The following is a 15,324-nucleotide window of genomic DNA, read 5'->3' as shown; positions in this document are numbered from 1 at the left end:
GGCGTAAACGGATCGTGCACCTATCGGTGACTTGAGCATTGCCAGACGGCGCGAAGACCGTGATACCAGCGAGCATGACATCTACGCCCCTGCTCAAGCATCTGCCCTGGCTCCTTCTCGCGCTCGTCGGGGCGGGATGCCTCGCGGTCCTCGCGATCTCGCGCGGCGAACCCGTCAACGCGCTGTGGATCGTGGTCGCGGCGGTCAGCTGCTTCCTCGTCGCCTACCGCTACTACGCGCTCTACATCGCGCGCCACGTCATGCGGCTCGATCCCCTGCGCGCGACGCCCGCGCTGACCCGCGCCGACGGGCTCGACTACGTCGCGACCGACAAGCGCGTACTGTTCGGACACCACTTCGCGGCCATCGCCGGGGCGGGACCTCTCGTCGGCCCGGTCCTCGCCGCGCAGATGGGCTATCTGCCGGGAACCTTGTGGATCATCTTCGGCGTCGTGCTGGCCGGCGCGGTGCAGGACTTCATGGTGCTGTTCATCTCGATGCGCCGCGACGGCAAGTCGCTGGGCGAGCTGGTGCGCCTCGAGATGGGTCCGGTGGCGGGCACGATCGCGCTCGCCGGGGCCTTCCTCATCATGGTCATCATCCTCGCCGTGCTGGCGCTGATCGTGGTGCGCGCGCTGGCCGAGAGCCCCTGGGGCATGTTCACCGTCGCGGCCACCATCCCGCTCGCGCTGGCGATGGGCGTCTACACCCGCTGGATCCGCCCGGGCCGCATCGGCGAGGTCTCGGTGCTCGGCTTCGTCGGGCTGATCGCGGCGATCGTGTTCGGGCAGAACGTCGCCGCCTCCGCCTTCTGGGGCCCGCTCTTCACCTTCACCCCGCAGAGCCTGTGCTGGATCCTGATCGGCTATGGCGCGCTCGCCTCGGTGCTGCCGGTCTGGCTGCTGCTCGCCCCGCGCGACTATCTTTCCACCTTTCTCAAGATCGGCGCGATCAGCGCGCTGGCGGTGGGCATCGTGGTCATGGCCCCGCCGCTGCGCATGCCCGCGCTGACCCAGTTCGTGGGCGGCGGCGGTCCGGCCTGGTCGGGCGCGCTGTTCCCGTTCCTGTTCATCACCATCGCCTGCGGCGCGGTCTCGGGTTTCCACGCCCTGATCGCCAGCGGCACGACGCCCAAGCTGATCGCCGCCGAGACCGACGCGCCCTTCATCGGCTACGGCGCGATGCTGATGGAGGCCTTCGTCGCGATCATGGCGCTGGTCGGCGCCTCGATCCTCGATCCCGGCATCTACTTCGCGATGAACAGCCCGGCCGCCGTGCTCGGCACCGATCCGGCAAGCGCCGCGCACGCCGTCAGCGCGATGGGCTATCCGATCGGCCCTGAACTCCTCGCGCAGACCGCGCGCGACGTGGGCGAGCACACCATCATCTCGCGCACCGGCGGCGCGCCGACGCTGGCGGTGGCGATGGCCGAGATCTTCAGCCACGTCGCGGGCGGCGCTGCGATGAAGGCCTTCTGGTACCACTTCGCGATCCTGTTCGAAGCCCTGTTCATCCTCACCGCGGTCGATGCGGGCACGCGCGCGGGCCGCTTCATGCTGCAGGACCTGATCGGGCTTGCCGTACCCTCGTTCCGCGCCGGGACCTCGTGGGTGCCGGGCGTGGTGGCAACGGCGCTGTGCGTGGCGAGCTGGGGCTTCTTCCTCTACCAGGGGGTGACCGATCCGCTGGGCGGGGTGAACACGCTGTGGCCGGTGTTCGGCATTTCCAACCAGATGCTGGCCGCGGTCGCCCTGATGCTGGCGACCACGGTGCTCTTCCGCATGAAGCAGCAGCGCTACGCCTGGGTGACCGTGCTGCCGACCATCTGGCTGCTGATCTGCACGCTGAGCGCGGGCTTCCTCAAGCTGTTCTCGGCCGATCCGGCGGTCGGTTTCCTCGCGCACGCGGCCAAGTTCGACGCCGCGCGCGCGGCCGGGACCGTGCTGGCTCCGGCCAAGTCGATGGCCGAAATGGACGCGATCGTCTTCAACGACCGTATCGATGCGGGCCTTTGCGTGGTGTTCCTCGCGGTGGTGATCTCGCTGCTCGGCTTCACCTGGCGCACCTGCCGCGCGGCGCTGCGCCGCGACGAGGTCAGCGTCAACGAGACGCCCGCGCAGATGGTCCCCGCCGAATGAACCGGCCCCTGCGCTCGCTGCGCGCGATGCTGCGCCTGATGGTGGGCCAACCGCCTTACGAGGCCTACCTCGAGCACATGGCTCGCCAGCACCCCGAGGCCACGCCGATGACCCGCATCGAGTTCTTCCGCAACCGCGAGCAGGCCCGCTTCGGCGGAGCCGGCGGCGGCAAGTGCTGCTGAGCGCTGCGAACGCGCGAACAGAGCCCCCGTCCGGACCCGGACGGGGGCTCTGTTCGTTTCGCGCAGCTTAAAACGCCTGCCAGTCCTCGTCTTCGGCCAGGACCGGTTCGGGGACCCGGGCAACCGGCCGCGCGAGGGGCTTTGCGACGGGCTTTGCGACTGGCCGCGCAACCGCACTCGGCGCGAGAGGCGCCTTGCGCGTGGGCTGCGCCTGTCCGCTGCCGATGCGGAACGTCCCGGCGCGGCGGGCCAGCGCGCTGACTTCCTCGTCCAAGTGGCGGGCCGCGGCGGACATTTCCTCGACCATCGCGGCGTTGCGCTGGGTCGAATCGTCCATCGTCTCGACCGCCACCGAGACTTCCCCGATCGCCACCGACTGCGCGCGGTTGTCCTCGGCCAGCGAGGACAAGAGGTCGGTGACGCTCGAAACGTCCGAGGTGATCGCCGAAAGCGCATTGTCGACCTTGCGCACCGCCTCGACCGCGACGCCCACTTCGGACTGGGTGACGGTGAGCTGTTCGCGCGCGCGCTTGGCTTCCTCCTCGGCGCGCATGGCAAGCGCGGAGACGAGATCGGCGACGACCGCGAAGCCGCGCCCCGCCTCGCCCGCACGGCCCGCCTCGACCGCCGCGTTCATGGCCAGGACCCGGGTCTGGAAGGCCACCTTGTCGAGGCCCTCGATGACCGTGTCGATCCCTTCCGCGCTCTCGGCCACGCGCCCCATCGCCTGGACCACCTGGTCGACGACCTGGCGCCCGTCGCCGATCGTCGCCATCGCCTGCCCGGCGCGCGCGGCGGTGTCGCTCGCAGCCCCCGCGCTCTGCTTGAGGCGGGTGTTCATCTCGCTCACCGAGGCCGAAGTCTGCTCGAGGCTGGCGGCGTTGCTCTGGGTGCGGGTGGCGAGGTCTTCGGACGCGCTGGCGATTTCGGTCGATCCGTTGCGAATCTCGACCGCCCCTGTCACCACCGCGCCGATGAGTTCGCGCAGCGCCTCGAGTGCACGGTTGAAATTGGCGCGCAGCGCGGCGTAGTCGGCCGGGAATTCGGCATGGATGGTCGCCGTCAGGTCACCCTCGGCCAGACTGCCCAGGTGCGTGCCCAGCGTCTCCACGACGAGCTTCTGCTCGGCCGCGCCGCGGCGTTTGGCCGCCTCGGCGGCTTCCTGCGCGATTGCGTTGTCACGAAAGACCAGGACCGCACGGGCCATGTCGCCCACCTCGTCGCGCCGCTCGGTGCCCGCGACCTCGACATGGTTACGCCCGGCGACGAGATCGCCCATCACCCCCTGTAGGCGCCCGAGCGGGCGCGAGACGCCGATCCGCGCGAGCGGGATCGCCACCCCCAGCCCCAAGGCGACGGCCAGGACGCTGTAAAGCAGCAGGCTGCGCGCATCGCGTGCCACCCGCGCTTCGATCGCAGCGGTGCGGGCATCGCCTTCGTCGACGCGCTTGTAGGTGATCTGCGAGACCGCATCGGCGAATTTGTCGAGTTCGCGGTTGGCCTGGTCAAGCTTGCCGCGCGCCTCCCCGTCGCGGCCCGCGGCCGCCAGGTCGAGCACCTCGCCCGCAAGTCGGTAGGTTTCATCGTACTGCTGGCGCAGTTGGGGCACGGTTTCGCGGAAGGCCTCGTCGGTCTTGAGCGCCTCGGACAGGTTGTCGCCCCCGCGCTCATGCGCCTTGTCGAGCGCCGCGCGCAGTTCCTTGCCGCGACCACTGCGCTCGAAGGCCAGGGATTGCGCGCCGATGTAGACCAGTTCGATGGCGCGGCGGTTGGCGCGGGCCAGATGCGTGGTACCGGGCAGCGTGCGCTCGACAAGCTGGCGGTAGTCGAGGCTGATACCCTCGGCCGTGCGATTGCCGAGCAGCGCGATCACCAGCAGGAGCGCGCCGAGGAAGAGCAGCAGCCCTGCCACCTTGGTCGCAATCCGCAAATTCTGAAAGATGGTCACAATGGCAATCCCCATTCCCTGTCTTGATGGCTTCTGCCCGCCATTATAGAAGGCACAGGGCCTCCGACGGGCGCAGGGCACGGCTTTCGTGACAGCCGTGCGACAAGGGCCGGTGGTTCAGGGCGGGTGGTCCGGGGCCGGTTCGCAAAGCGCACCCGTGGGATGCAGGTCCCCCGGGCACGACGGCGGGAACTCCGCCAAGATTTGCCCCAGCGGAAGCGCGCGACGCGATCGAAATAGGGGTTTCACCCTATGCCCCCTTTGCGCCAGGTGCGTTAGTCATGGAACCCGTGGCACCCGACCACGGCTTTCAGCCCCTGGGGCCGTGCGCCGGGTTCCACACCCGATTTCCCCGAAGGGCGGCCAGCCTTGGCGCTACCCCTACGCGCCGCAGCGGGTCAGGCCGCTTCGACCTAGACGCCCAGCCCCATCGTCGCGCGCATCGCGACTTCGAGAAGGCCGGGAAACTCGGGATCGGTCAGATGATATGGGCCCGGCTTCTGGCTGACCGTATTGTTGAGCACGCCGTACATGACCTGGAACGCAAAGCGGATGCGCCCCTCGTCGAAGGCGCCGGACGCAAACGAAGGTTCCTCGCGCACACGTTCGACATAAGCCGAGGCAAGGTCGTGCGCGTTGCGGCGGAACGGCTGCCAGGCCTCGCTGTCGGCCAGGCTCACGCGAAAGGCGGAGCGGAAGAAGGTCTCCTGCTCGTGGAAGCGCCGGACCTGTTCGGCGACGAGCCGGGTGAGAACCTGCTCGAAGGGCGTCTCGCGCACGATCGCCTCGAGCATCGGGCGCGATTCGGCCGCCGCTTTCACCATGACCGCCTTGAACAGCGTGAGCTTGTCGGGGAAGCGCGAATAGAACGCACCGGTCGAGCAGCCCGCCTCGCGGCAGATCTCGACGATGCCGACATCGTCGAAGGAGCGGCGCCGGGCGATCTCGAGCGAAAGGCGGATAAGTTCGTCGCGCAGCGTGCGGCTGCGGGCCTGCTGCGCCGGGGGAACCCCCGCCCTTTCGAAGTCGGCTTCGAGGTCGGACAGCTGCGTGTTCATCGCTCCGCTTTCGCCGATCTCGCAAACCTTGTCCATGCTCCACCCAGGGCTCATTCCCAAAAACCGAACGCGATTCGTATTCGTATTGACTCCTTCCAGATCGCCCGATAGGCACACCGTCAAGACGTCCGGGCAACGGACTTGCACAAGAACCATCTGGAGAGGCCTCGATGAATCCCCCCTTCCGTTCCTCCGTCCTCGCGCGCCGCACGCTGCTTGGCGGCGCTGTCGCCGGTGCGGCCGCCGGCCTGATCGGCACCCTGCCCGCCTCGCGGTTGCTGGCCCAGGACGGCGCCGGTGCGCCCGCAGGGACCAGTCCCGAAAAGGGCGCGCGCCTGATCCTGCTCGGCACCAAGGGCGGCCCGCGCGTGGGCGGCGCCCGTTCAAACCCGGCGAACGCCCTCGTCGTCGACGGCAACCTTTACATCATCGACTGCGGCATGGGGGTGACCGCACAGGCGGTGAAGGCCGGTCTCGACCTCTCCAAGCTGCGCGACATCTTCATCTCGCACATGCATTCCGACCACGAGCTGGAATTCGGCAACCTCGTCTACAACACCTGGGCCGCAGGCCAGTTGCGCCAGCCGGTCAACGCCTACGGGCCCAAGGGGCTCGCCGACATGGCGCGCGACTACTGGGCCTCGAACAGCGCGGACATCCACACCCGCATCGCCGACGAGGGACGCGTCGATCCCGCCACGCTGCTTAAGGTCCACGAATTCGACGCGGCCACGGGTCCGGTGATGGACGACGGCGTCGTCAAGGTGACCGCCTTCACCACGCCGCATCCCCCGCTCAAGGACCTCGCCTACCGCTTCGAAACCGCCTACGGGACGATCGTCATCTCGGGCGATACCGCGTTCAACCCCGCGCTGGCCGAGTTCGCGCGCGACTGCGACGTGCTCGTCCACGAAACGCTCTACGTCCCCGGGGTCGACGCGCTCGTCAAGCGGGCCCACCAGGGTGCGGAATTCCGCAACCACCTGCTCTCCTCGCACACCTCGGCGCAGGACGTGGGCAAGATCGCGACGATGGCGCGCGCCAAGAAGCTCGTGCTCACGCATTTCGTGCCCGGCGACATGGACTGGATCACCGACCAGATGTGGCACGACGCCGCCGCCACCAACTATTCCGGCGAGATCGTCGTCGGCCACGACCTCCAGAGCATCACGCTCGGATAAACCACGAATTGGGAGAGACCTGATGCGCAGCCACCGCAAGGGATGGCGCGTGGGTGGGTTCGCCGGATGCCTGACGCTGGGAATGATCGCGCCCACCGTCGTGCCCGGAGCCGCGTACGCCGCGGAAACGACCGACGCCGCCAACGCCGACACCGCCGCACCGCAATCCGCCGAGGCCGAGACCGGCGCCAGCCCCGCCACCCCGTCGCCCCCGGCCCTGCCGCGCGATCCGCTCGCCTCGCCCTATCCGGCCGAGGCCGACGGCCTGGGCCCGCGCGTCGGCCCCAACTACCGGCTCCTGCGCGGGGCCGAGGACTGGCGCTCGGGGACCCGCCCCAAGGACTGGTCGGCCCCGCTCAAGGCCATCGCGCTCGACGGCGATGGCGACGTGACGTTCTCGCTCAGCGGCGATCAGCGGTTCAGCGTCAGCCATTCGACCCGTCCCATGCTCAACGGGACGCAGGCGCGCACCGAGTGGCTCTCGCGCACCACGCTCGCGGGCGACTTGCGCATCGGCCCGGCGTTTCGCGTCTACGGCGAACTCGCCTCGGGCCACATCTTCGGCACCAACGAGACCAGCCACGTCGCGGTCTGGGAAAACGACCTCATCGTCCAGCAGCTCTTCGCCGAGATCGCCGCGCCGATCGCGTCCGGCGTCGCGCGCGTGACGATCGGCCGGCAGGAGTTCTTCGACGGCCCGCGGCTGGTCATCAGCCCGCGCGAGAACCCCAATATCCGCGTCTCGATGAACGGTGCGCGGCTTTCGATGGACTGGTCGCGCTTTCGCTTCACCGTCTTCGACTTCGTTCCCACCGAGCAGGGCAAGGGCGTGCTCGACGACGGGATCGGCAATGGCGAGACGTTTTCGGGCGGACTTGCCAGCTTCGTCCTCGCCCGCAGTGGCCAGGGCGCAAAGGCCGCAAAGGCTTCCGCGATCTATCTCGATCCCTTCTACTATCACTACACCCGCGAGCAGCGCACGAGCGGCCTGCTCTCCGGCTCGGACCGGCGCGAGACCTGGGGCGCACGCCTGTGGGGCCACTGGGGCCCGCTCGCCTTCGACTGGACGGGGATGAAGCAGGACGGCCGCTTCGCCGGGCGCACGGTCGATGCCTGGGCCGCCTCGGCAACCCAGTCGGTGGCACTGGGAAGCGGCGCGCGGGCACCCCGCCTCGGTTTCCACGCCGACTATGCCTCGGGCGGCGGCAGCTACGACAGTTCGGGCAAGGTTGGCGCCTTCAACATCCTCTACAACGCCACGATCATGTTCAGCGACGACAACTACATCGGCGCCAGCAACATGATGGGCGTTGCCCCCACGCTGCTGGTACCACTGTCGAAGAAGCTCAAGTTCACCGGAGAGACCGGCTTCTACTGGCGACCCGACGAGAACGACGCGGTCTACCGCGGCAACGCGGTCGTCTACGCCGGCACGCAGAACGTGGCCGGCAAGCACGTCGCCAACATCGCGCGCGCGCGGCTCGACTGGGTTCCCGATCCGCACGTCGTGCTCTCGGGCATCGCCAACTACGTCGATTCCGGAAAGGTCCTGACACGAAGCGGTTACGGCGATAACCTCTTTCTCCAGACCCGGTTGCTGCTGCGGTTCTGATGGCGCGTGCCTGCCCTTGGCCGCAGGCTCCGGATCCGGGGCTGCGCCTGGCCGGGTGCGGCGCCGCTGCCGCGCCCGAACGGGGCGGTCGCCGATGGGGTGAGGAGTTGCAAGGGATGGCCAAGGGCCAAAGCGAACACGGGGTGACGGCGTGCTGCGCCGCCGTGCTCCTGGCCGCAGGTTACAGCCTGCAGGCCTTCGCCTTCTCGATGCCCGGGCTCGTGCACGACTGGGCGCTCGCGGACCGTCTGGTCGGCCCTTTACTCGCCTGCGCCATGTTCGGGCTGATGGCCGGCTACGTCCTCGTCGCGCCGCTCGCCGACCGCTTCGGGGCGCGCCGGGTGATCGCCGCAAGCATGGCCGCACTGGCCTTCGCCAGCCTCGCCAGCCTCCTCGCGCGCGACGTCCTTGCCCTGGGCGCCTGGCGCGTCGCGATCGGCGCGGCAAGCGGCGGCGCGATCCCCCCGGCGGTCTCGATCGCCAGCCAGCAGGGCGATACGCGCTGGCAGGGGCCGCGTGTCGTCGCGGTCTACACCGCCTATTCGCTGGGGTTCCTCACCGCCGCGCTGGTCTCGCTCTGGCTGATCCCGCTCGCCGGCTGGCGCGCACCCTGGACCATCAACGTCGTCCTCGCCCTCGCCAGCGCGCTGGGCGCGCGGCGGCTTCCCGACAGCCCCACGACCACCCGCCCCACGCACCGGCGCGACGAACGCCCCCCCATCGAGGGTCCACGCGCGCTCCTGGCCGGTTCGCGGCGGCTTGGCACCGTGCTGTTCTGGGTACTCTTCCCGGTCGGCCTTGCCCTTTTCTACACGCTCCAGTCCTGGCTGCCGCTGCTGGCGACGCGCGGCGGCGCCACGTTCACGGGCGCCGTCGCGGTGACCGGCGCCTTCACCCTGGGCAACATGATCGGCGCGCTGCCGATGATCTGGTGCGCGGACCGCTGGGGTCCGTTGCGGGCGCTCGCCGTCATGGGGCTGGTCAGCCTCGCGGGGATCGCCCTGCTCGTCCTCAGCCTGAGCCTTGCCCCCCGGATGCTGCTCGCGGCTGCGCTGCTGGCGGGCATCGGCATCGGCGCCAGCCAGAAAGGCATGACCTCGGCCGCCGCGCAGTTCTACCCGCCCGCGATCCGCAGCACGGGCCTGGGCTGGGCGCTGGGGGTCGGGCGGATCGGCGCCGCGGCGGGTCCCTTGCTGCTCGGCCTTGGCGCGCAGGCTGACTGGCTGTCCGTTTTTCTGCCCCTCCCGCTCCTCGTCCTCATCCTGGTCCCCGTCTGGCTGGACCGCCGCTACGGTCGCATCGATCGCGGCGGCCCCCCCTCGCACTGAAAGACCCCTCGCACATGGCTTCCCCCCCATCCGCCACCGCCGCCCCCGGCACCGACCCGCAGGAACTGCTCTCGGCAAGCCCGATGAAGCCGCTCCAGATCGTCGTCGTCGCGCTCTCCATCGCGCTCAACGCGCTCGACGGCTTCGACGTGTTGGCGATCAGCTTCGCCTCGCCCGGCATCGCCAGCGAATGGGGCATCGACCGCGCCGCGCTGGGCGTGGTGCTCTCGATGGAACTGATCGGCATGGCGATCGGCTCGATCCTGCTCGGCAACCTCGCCGACCGCATCGGGCGACGCCCCACCGTGCTGGGCTGCCTCGTCGTCATGGCGGGCGGCATGGCGCTGGCAACGCTGGCGCACTCGGTCGTCGAGCTCGGCCTGATCCGCCTCGTCACGGGCCTTGGCATCGGCGGCATGCTGGCCTGCACCAACGCCATCGTCGCCGAATTCGCGAACGCCCGGCACCGCAACCTCGCGGTCGCAATCATGGCCTCGGGCTATCCGATGGGCGCGATCCTGGGCGGTTCGATTGCCAGTTCTCTGCTGGCGAGCGGCAACTGGCGCGACGTCTTCCTGTTCGGCGCGGCGGTCAGCGCGGCCTTCCTGCCGCTGGCCTTCTTCCTGCTGCCGGAATCGATCGGCTTCCATGTCCATCGCCGCCGGGCAGACGCGCTCGCGCGGATCAACGCGATCCTCGCGCGGCTCGGCCATGCTCCCGCGAGCGGGCTTCCTCCCCACCGCGAAGACGCCCCCAAGGCCTCCTTCGCCGCCCTCTTCGCGCCCACGCTCGCGCGCAGCACGGTGCTCCTGACGATCGCCTACTTCTGCCACATCATGACCTTCTACTTCATCCTGAAGTGGATCCCCAAGATCGTGGTCGACATGGGCTACCCCGCCGCGCAGGCGGGCGGCGTGCTGGTCTGGGCCAACGTGGGCGGCCTGCTCGGCGCCAGCCTGCTCAGCTTCCTGACCTACCGGGTGGCGGTGCGCCGTCTGGTGATCGGGGCCATGCTCGTCTCGACCGTCATGGTCATCGTGTTCGGCCAGGGGCAGCAATCGCTGGCGGGGCTGGCGACGGTCGCGGGGGCAGCGGGCTTCTTCACCAACGCCGGCGTCGTCGGCCTCTACGCCATCTTCGCCAAGGCCTTCCCGACCGAAGTGCGCGCGGGCGGGACCGGCTTCGTGATCGGCCTGGGACGCGGCGGAGCGGCGCTCGGCCCGATCGTGGCGGGTATCCTGTTCACCGCGGGCATAGGCCTTGCAGGCGTGGCGGTGATCATGGCCAGCGGCTCGCTGCTGGGCGCGTTGGCGCTGCTCCTGCTGCGCGAAACCGCCCCCGAAGCGCCCCGCGCCCCGTGACCCCGGCCTAGAGCCGCGCCATCGTCAGCCACTGCGGGTCGCCCAGCCAGTTGCGCGCCAGCGCGGCGCCCGCCGCCTCGGCCTCGCGCCGGTTTCCGAGGCTGGCCTCGCTCCGGGCAAGGCCGTAGAGCGCCCAGCCGTCGTTGGGCGCCATGAACAGCGCCTTGCGGAATGCCTCGCGCGCGGCGGCGAACTGCCCGGAAGCGTAGAGCGCCGCGCCGCGCGACTGGGCGACCGGGTAATACCAGTAAGGCGGCTCGTTGTAGGCGATCCTCGCCTCGACCACCTCGGCCTCGTCGTAGAGCGTCACCGCGCGCGCAAGGCTGCCCTGCCAGTGCTGCCAGCGCGCCTCGGCCACCAGCGCCGCCAGTCGCAGCAGGTCGGGAGCGGGAAAGCCCTCCCCCGCCATCTGCGCGATCGGCGGCGAGCGGCCCGCCTCCTGCAAGGCCGCGAGGTGCCCAGCGAAGGCCACGCGGTCGCCCGCCTGCGCCGCCGCGGTGGCCCGCGCGTAGTGGCGCATCGCCTCGGGATAGGGCAGCGGCGAGGGTGTCTCGGTGGACGCCAGGATCGCCTCCACGCTCCCGAACTGGGCGATCGCGAAAGCCGGCGCGGCATGGATCGCCTGGACCCAGGGCACGCGCCGCGCGGTCTCGACGTCGAGCAACCGGGTCAGCCGCGCCGCCTCGGTCATCACCCGCCCCATGTCGCCGACCATCTGCGCCGAAGTCAGCAGGAAATGGACGTTGTGCGGGTAGTAGCCGTAGCGATAGAGCCCGTCGTCGCCCGCCTGGGCGAGATAGGCCTCGTCCGCCCGCACGGCGGCGATGTTGGCGCGCAGCGAATCGGCGTAGCGCCCGACGCGATAGTAGATGTGCGAGGGCATGTGGACGAGGTGGCCGAGCTGCGCCGGGGCCGCGCCCGTCGCCAGGCGGTCCGCCGCATCCTGCGCCTTCTCGGGCGCGCTCGCCTCCATCAGGTGGATGTAGAGGTGCCCGGCCTGCGCGTGCCGGGGATTGCGCCGCATGACCTCCTCGACCCGCCCGATCGCCCAGGCGATCTCGGGATAGGGCGTGCCGGGCGCCTGCCAGTAGTCCCAAGGCCGCGTGTTCATCGCCGCTTCCGCTGCGAGCACGGCCAGGTCGTCGCTTTGCGCAAAGCGCGTGGCAAGATCCTGCATCGCACCGGCGTAGGCGCGGTCGAGGTCCGCCCGGCCGGCCTGCCCCTGTCCCTGCCCCTGTCCTGCCCCGCCATGCCCCAGCGTTTCGTAGCGCGCCGCCTGCGCGGCAATGAGGCCGCGCACGACGGGCGAAGCCGCAGGGGCCAGCGCGCGTGCCCGGGCAAGCGCACGCAGGGCCGCCTCCCCATCCCCGGCGCCCATGGCCGCGTTGATGTTGGGGCCATGCGCCATCGCCTCGCCCCAGTAGCACAAGGCACAGTCCGGATCGGCTTGCTGCGCCTTGCGGAACGAGCGGATCGCCGCCGCGTGGTTGAAGCCGTAGGACAGCGCCAGCCCTTGCGCGAAGTAGCGCGCGGCAAGCCCTTGAAGCTCGGGCGCGGGCAGGTCGCTCGCGGGTATTCCCGGATAGAGCGCGATCCCTCCCGCTCCGTCGGGGCTTGCGGGCGCCAGCCGCCCCGCCAGTTCGAGACGACGGCGCAACGTCAGCGCGTTGCGATTGCCGCCCCCGCAGGCAAGCCGCCCGGCCAGCGTCGGGTCGGGTTGCCCGGAGAGAGCGGGGCCGGTCGCGACCGCCCCCTCGAGCGGCATCGCCGCGGGAACGCCGCCCGCCGCAACGATCATCAGGCCAGCACCATAAAGAGCCCGCATCCCGCCTCTCCCCTATGATCCGATAGCTTTACAGACACCGAAATCCGGAACGTGCAGGGTACCACGCCCGGGCGGCCCGTTGAAGATCGCGTGCGGCGCGGCCGCGTCACTGCGGGCGGTCGGTCCCTCTTTCCGGCACCGCTGCGGGTCGGATCACCCTCCGCCAGCGCGCGCCTTTATCCGATGCCCGGATAGAGAATGGCCGTCTTGCGGATTTCCAGCTCCCTTCGAATCGGCTCGTGCAACCGGCGCACAGGCCGCCCCTCGCCGTTCTCCTGGCCCGGAAGCGATCGGACAGAGACCACGCAGCTCACCAGAGTTTCTGGATAATGATCTGTTTTAGAACGATTAATATGGACTTCATGAGCAACCCCAAAGGTCTTTGACATAAAGGTATATCGTTATCACAATAGACCCAGGCCAACGATGCCATCATGAGGGGTTAAAATGATCGATCACCGTTACCTGCTGTCCGCCATGATCCTGCCAGCCGGCTTGCTGGCAACCTCGGCTGCGGCCCAGAGCGCGGACACCGCGCCGGCCCAGCCCACCCAAGCCTCCACGGGAGGCCTCGAGGAAATCGTCGTCACCTCGCAGCGCCGCCAGGAGAAGCTGCAGGACGTCCCGGTCTCGGTGACCGCCTTCAACGAGGCCATGCTCGAGCGCCTCAACGTCACCGACACGCTGAGCACCTCGAAGTTCGTGCCGGGCATGATCTCGCAGCACAACGCAGGCCTCGCTTCGGCAAACGCCTACTACATGCGCGGGCTGGGCAACAGCCAGTCGACCGCGACCTTCGACGCGCCGGTCACGACGTATGTCGACGACATCTACATCGCGCGCCAGAACGCCAACAACTACGCCTTCTTCGATACCGAGCGCGTCGAGGTGATGCGCGGGCCGCAGGGCACGCTGTTCGGGCGCAACACCACCGGCGGCGCGATCGCGGTGATCATGCGCAAGCCTTCCGACACCGCGGGCATGAAGTTCGAGGTGACCGGCGGCTCGTACGAACGCTACACCGTCAAGGCCACCGCGGACCTGCCGATCACTGACAAGATCCTGACCAAGATCTCGGGCTTTGCGGTGCAGGATCGCGGCTACCTGAAGAACGTGACCACCAACGAATGGCTCAACGGCGAGAAGAGCTACGGCGTGCGCGGCGACGTGCGCCTGCTGCCGACCGACCGCCTGACGGTCGACCTTTCGGCCGAGTACACCAGCAACGCCAGCACCTACACGGGCCTGCGCTATGTCGATGGGCAGGGCGGCAACCCCTATGTTCCGGGCTCGACCCGCAAGCCGGTGTTCTACGAAAGCGCGACCGGCCTCGCCAAGACCGATTGCACCGACGACAACGTCAACACGCTGCTGACCACCGGCAAGGGCAGCTGCAACCTCTCGCAGACCTTCGCGACCAGCGCCAACGTCAACTACGAGTTCGACGGCGATGCCTCGATCACCTACATCTTCGGCTACCGCCACATGGATCAGGGCTACATCAACGAATACAACAACAGCCAGACCAACAAGTACGCCGGCTACCTGATCGTCGACAACGGCACGTACGAGCAGCAAAGCCACGAGTTGAAGCTCAACAAGAAATTCGGCTCGGCGGTCGATCTCGTCGCGGGCCTGTTCTACTTGCGCGAGACCGCGAATGACCGCCAGACCAGCTTCTCGGGCGGCACCACCGACTTCAATCCGATCCAGGACGCGCACTACAAGCACGAGGTGAAGACCGCCGCCGCCTACGCGCAGGCCGACGTCCACGTGACCGACGCGCTGACGCTGACGGCGGGCGGGCGCTACACCTGGGAGGAGAAGAACCTCCACTACATCAAGTCCACCCAGTTCCCGACCCTGTCCTACGACGATGCGGCGGTAACCTCCTACGGCATTCCGCTCAGCCAGACGGTCAAGCGCTTCACTCCGCGCCTCGCGGTCAACTACAAGGTCAATCCCGACGTGATGCTGTTCGCGTCCGCCACCAACGGCTTCAAGTCGGGTGGCTGGAACGGCACCGCCAGCCTCGCGCAGAACGCGGTGACGTTCCGCCCCGAGAAGACCTGGTCCTACGAGGCAGGCGTCAAGTCCGAGCTGTTCGACCGGCACTTGCGCTTCAACCTCACCGGCTACTACGCCGAGACCAAGGACCTGCAGGTTACGGCCGGCGTGGTCAATTCGCTGGGCGTGATCGCCAGCCTGCCCTTCAACGCAGGCACGCTGGAGACCTACGGCCTCGAGCTGGAGACTTCGGCCAAGTTCGGCAATCTCTCGCTCTTCGCCAACCCGTCCTACATGCACGGGCGCTATTCCTACATCTCGCCCGAGGCGACCACGCTCTCCACCGATCTCGTGCCGGTGCGCGTGCCCAAGTTCCAGTTCAGCGGCGGCGCGGCCTATGAAGTGCCCGTGGCCTCGCTCGGCGGATACTTCGGGGGCAACGTGACCTGGCGCCACAACTCGCCCTACTGGGTGGCCGTCGCCAACTCGACCACCACCACGACCGAGGACTTCGTCGATGCGGGGGTCAGCTTCACGCAGGACGACGACAGCTACAAGGTCTCCTTCGAGGTGACCAACCTGTTCGACGACAAGACCGTGACCGCGAACTTCCTCTCGCTGTTCCCGGGCGATCCGCGCCGCTTCACCGTGCGCGTGAAGTTCAAGATCTGATCCACCATCCCG

At 68.9% G+C, this 15,324-nt stretch carries 10 protein-coding genes; 7 read left to right on the top strand and 3 right to left on the bottom strand.

Annotated features, from left to right (window positions below; all coding sequences use genetic code 11):
- Positions 1-89: 89 nt before the first annotated feature.
- Both HT136_RS12820 and HT136_RS12815 read left to right on the top strand, forming a co-directional pair.
- Positions 90-2,138: a carbon starvation CstA family protein gene (locus tag HT136_RS12820; RefSeq protein WP_214200303.1), complete on the top strand. Its 2,049-nt coding sequence runs from the start codon at positions 90-92 to the stop codon at positions 2,136-2,138.
- On the top strand, positions 2,135-2,320 hold the full coding sequence (locus tag HT136_RS12815) for a YbdD/YjiX family protein (RefSeq protein ID WP_214200164.1): 186 nt from the start codon (positions 2,135-2,137) through the stop codon (positions 2,318-2,320). The genes HT136_RS12820 and HT136_RS12815 overlap by 4 nt, the downstream gene beginning before the upstream one ends.
- A 67-nt stretch (positions 2,321-2,387) precedes the next feature.
- Here the strand turns inward: HT136_RS12815 and HT136_RS26515 are convergent, their stop codons facing one another.
- Positions 2,388-4,268, bottom strand: coding sequence for a methyl-accepting chemotaxis protein (locus HT136_RS26515; RefSeq protein WP_214200163.1), 1,881 nt, complete (start codon positions 4,266-4,268; stop codon positions 2,388-2,390).
- A gap of 413 nt (positions 4,269-4,681) precedes the next feature.
- Positions 4,682-5,362, bottom strand: a complete 681-nt coding sequence (locus HT136_RS12805; protein WP_246543667.1) for a TetR/AcrR family transcriptional regulator — start codon at positions 5,360-5,362, stop codon at positions 4,682-4,684.
- Positions 5,363-5,496: 134 nt separating this feature from the next.
- Here HT136_RS12805 and HT136_RS12800 point away from each other — a divergent pair, with 134 nt between their 5' ends.
- The 4 genes from HT136_RS12800 to HT136_RS12785 all read left to right on the top strand — a co-directional run bounded on the left by HT136_RS12800 (position 5,497) and on the right by HT136_RS12785 (position 10,808).
- Entirely contained in the window at positions 5,497-6,507 is a 1,011-nt protein-coding gene (locus HT136_RS12800) for an MBL fold metallo-hydrolase (protein ID WP_214200162.1), read from the top strand.
- 22 nt (positions 6,508-6,529) lie between these two features.
- Positions 6,530-8,119: an alginate export family protein gene (locus HT136_RS12795; protein WP_246543666.1), complete on the top strand. Its 1,590-nt coding sequence runs from the start codon at positions 6,530-6,532 to the stop codon at positions 8,117-8,119.
- 116 nt (positions 8,120-8,235) lie between these two features.
- Positions 8,236-9,447 (top strand): MFS transporter, encoded by a 1,212-nt coding sequence (locus HT136_RS12790; protein ID WP_214200161.1) that lies wholly within the window; start codon positions 8,236-8,238, stop codon positions 9,445-9,447.
- Positions 9,448-9,461: 14 nt separating this feature from the next.
- On the top strand, positions 9,462-10,808 hold the full coding sequence (locus tag HT136_RS12785) for an MFS transporter (protein ID WP_425516893.1): 1,347 nt from the start codon (positions 9,462-9,464) through the stop codon (positions 10,806-10,808).
- Between the two features lie 7 nt (positions 10,809-10,815).
- Here HT136_RS12785 and HT136_RS12780 read toward each other — a convergent pair whose 3' ends face one another.
- A complete protein-coding gene (locus HT136_RS12780; protein WP_214200160.1) occupies positions 10,816-12,633 on the bottom strand; it encodes a tetratricopeptide repeat protein in 1,818 nt (605 codons plus the stop codon).
- A 447-nt stretch (positions 12,634-13,080) separates the two neighbouring features.
- On the opposite strand from HT136_RS12780, the gene HT136_RS12775 reads away from it, so the two are divergent.
- Entirely contained in the window at positions 13,081-15,312 is a 2,232-nt protein-coding gene (locus HT136_RS12775; protein WP_214200159.1) for a TonB-dependent receptor, read from the top strand.
- Positions 15,313-15,324 lie beyond the last annotated feature (12 nt).

Source organism: Novosphingobium profundi (genome assembly GCF_018491765.1).
Classification (GTDB): Bacteria; Pseudomonadota; Alphaproteobacteria; order Sphingomonadales; family Sphingomonadaceae; genus Novosphingobium; species Novosphingobium profundi.
This window is presented reverse-complemented; position numbering and strand designations above follow the sequence as displayed.

Bases quoted from the DNA above. Each gene is read 5' to 3' on its own strand.
- HT136_RS12815 (WP_214200164.1), top strand. From the start codon at position 2,135: ATGAACCGGCCCCTGCGCTCGCTGCGCGCGATGCTGCGCCTGATGGTG.
- HT136_RS12805 (WP_246543667.1), bottom strand. From the start codon at position 5,362: ATGGACAAGGTTTGCGAGATCGGCGAAAGCGGAGCGATGAACACGCAG.
- HT136_RS12800 (WP_214200162.1), top strand. From the start codon at position 5,497: ATGAATCCCCCCTTCCGTTCCTCCGTCCTCGCGCGCCGCACGCTGCTT.
- HT136_RS12795 (WP_246543666.1), top strand. From the start codon at position 6,530: ATGCGCAGCCACCGCAAGGGATGGCGCGTGGGTGGGTTCGCCGGATGC.
- HT136_RS12790 (WP_214200161.1), top strand. From the start codon at position 8,236: ATGGCCAAGGGCCAAAGCGAACACGGGGTGACGGCGTGCTGCGCCGCC.
- HT136_RS12785 (WP_425516893.1), top strand. From the start codon at position 9,462: ATGGCTTCCCCCCCATCCGCCACCGCCGCCCCCGGCACCGACCCGCAG.
- HT136_RS12780 (WP_214200160.1), bottom strand. From the start codon at position 12,633: ATGCGGGCTCTTTATGGTGCTGGCCTGATGATCGTTGCGGCGGGCGGC.
- HT136_RS12775 (WP_214200159.1), top strand. From the start codon at position 13,081: ATGATCGATCACCGTTACCTGCTGTCCGCCATGATCCTGCCAGCCGGC.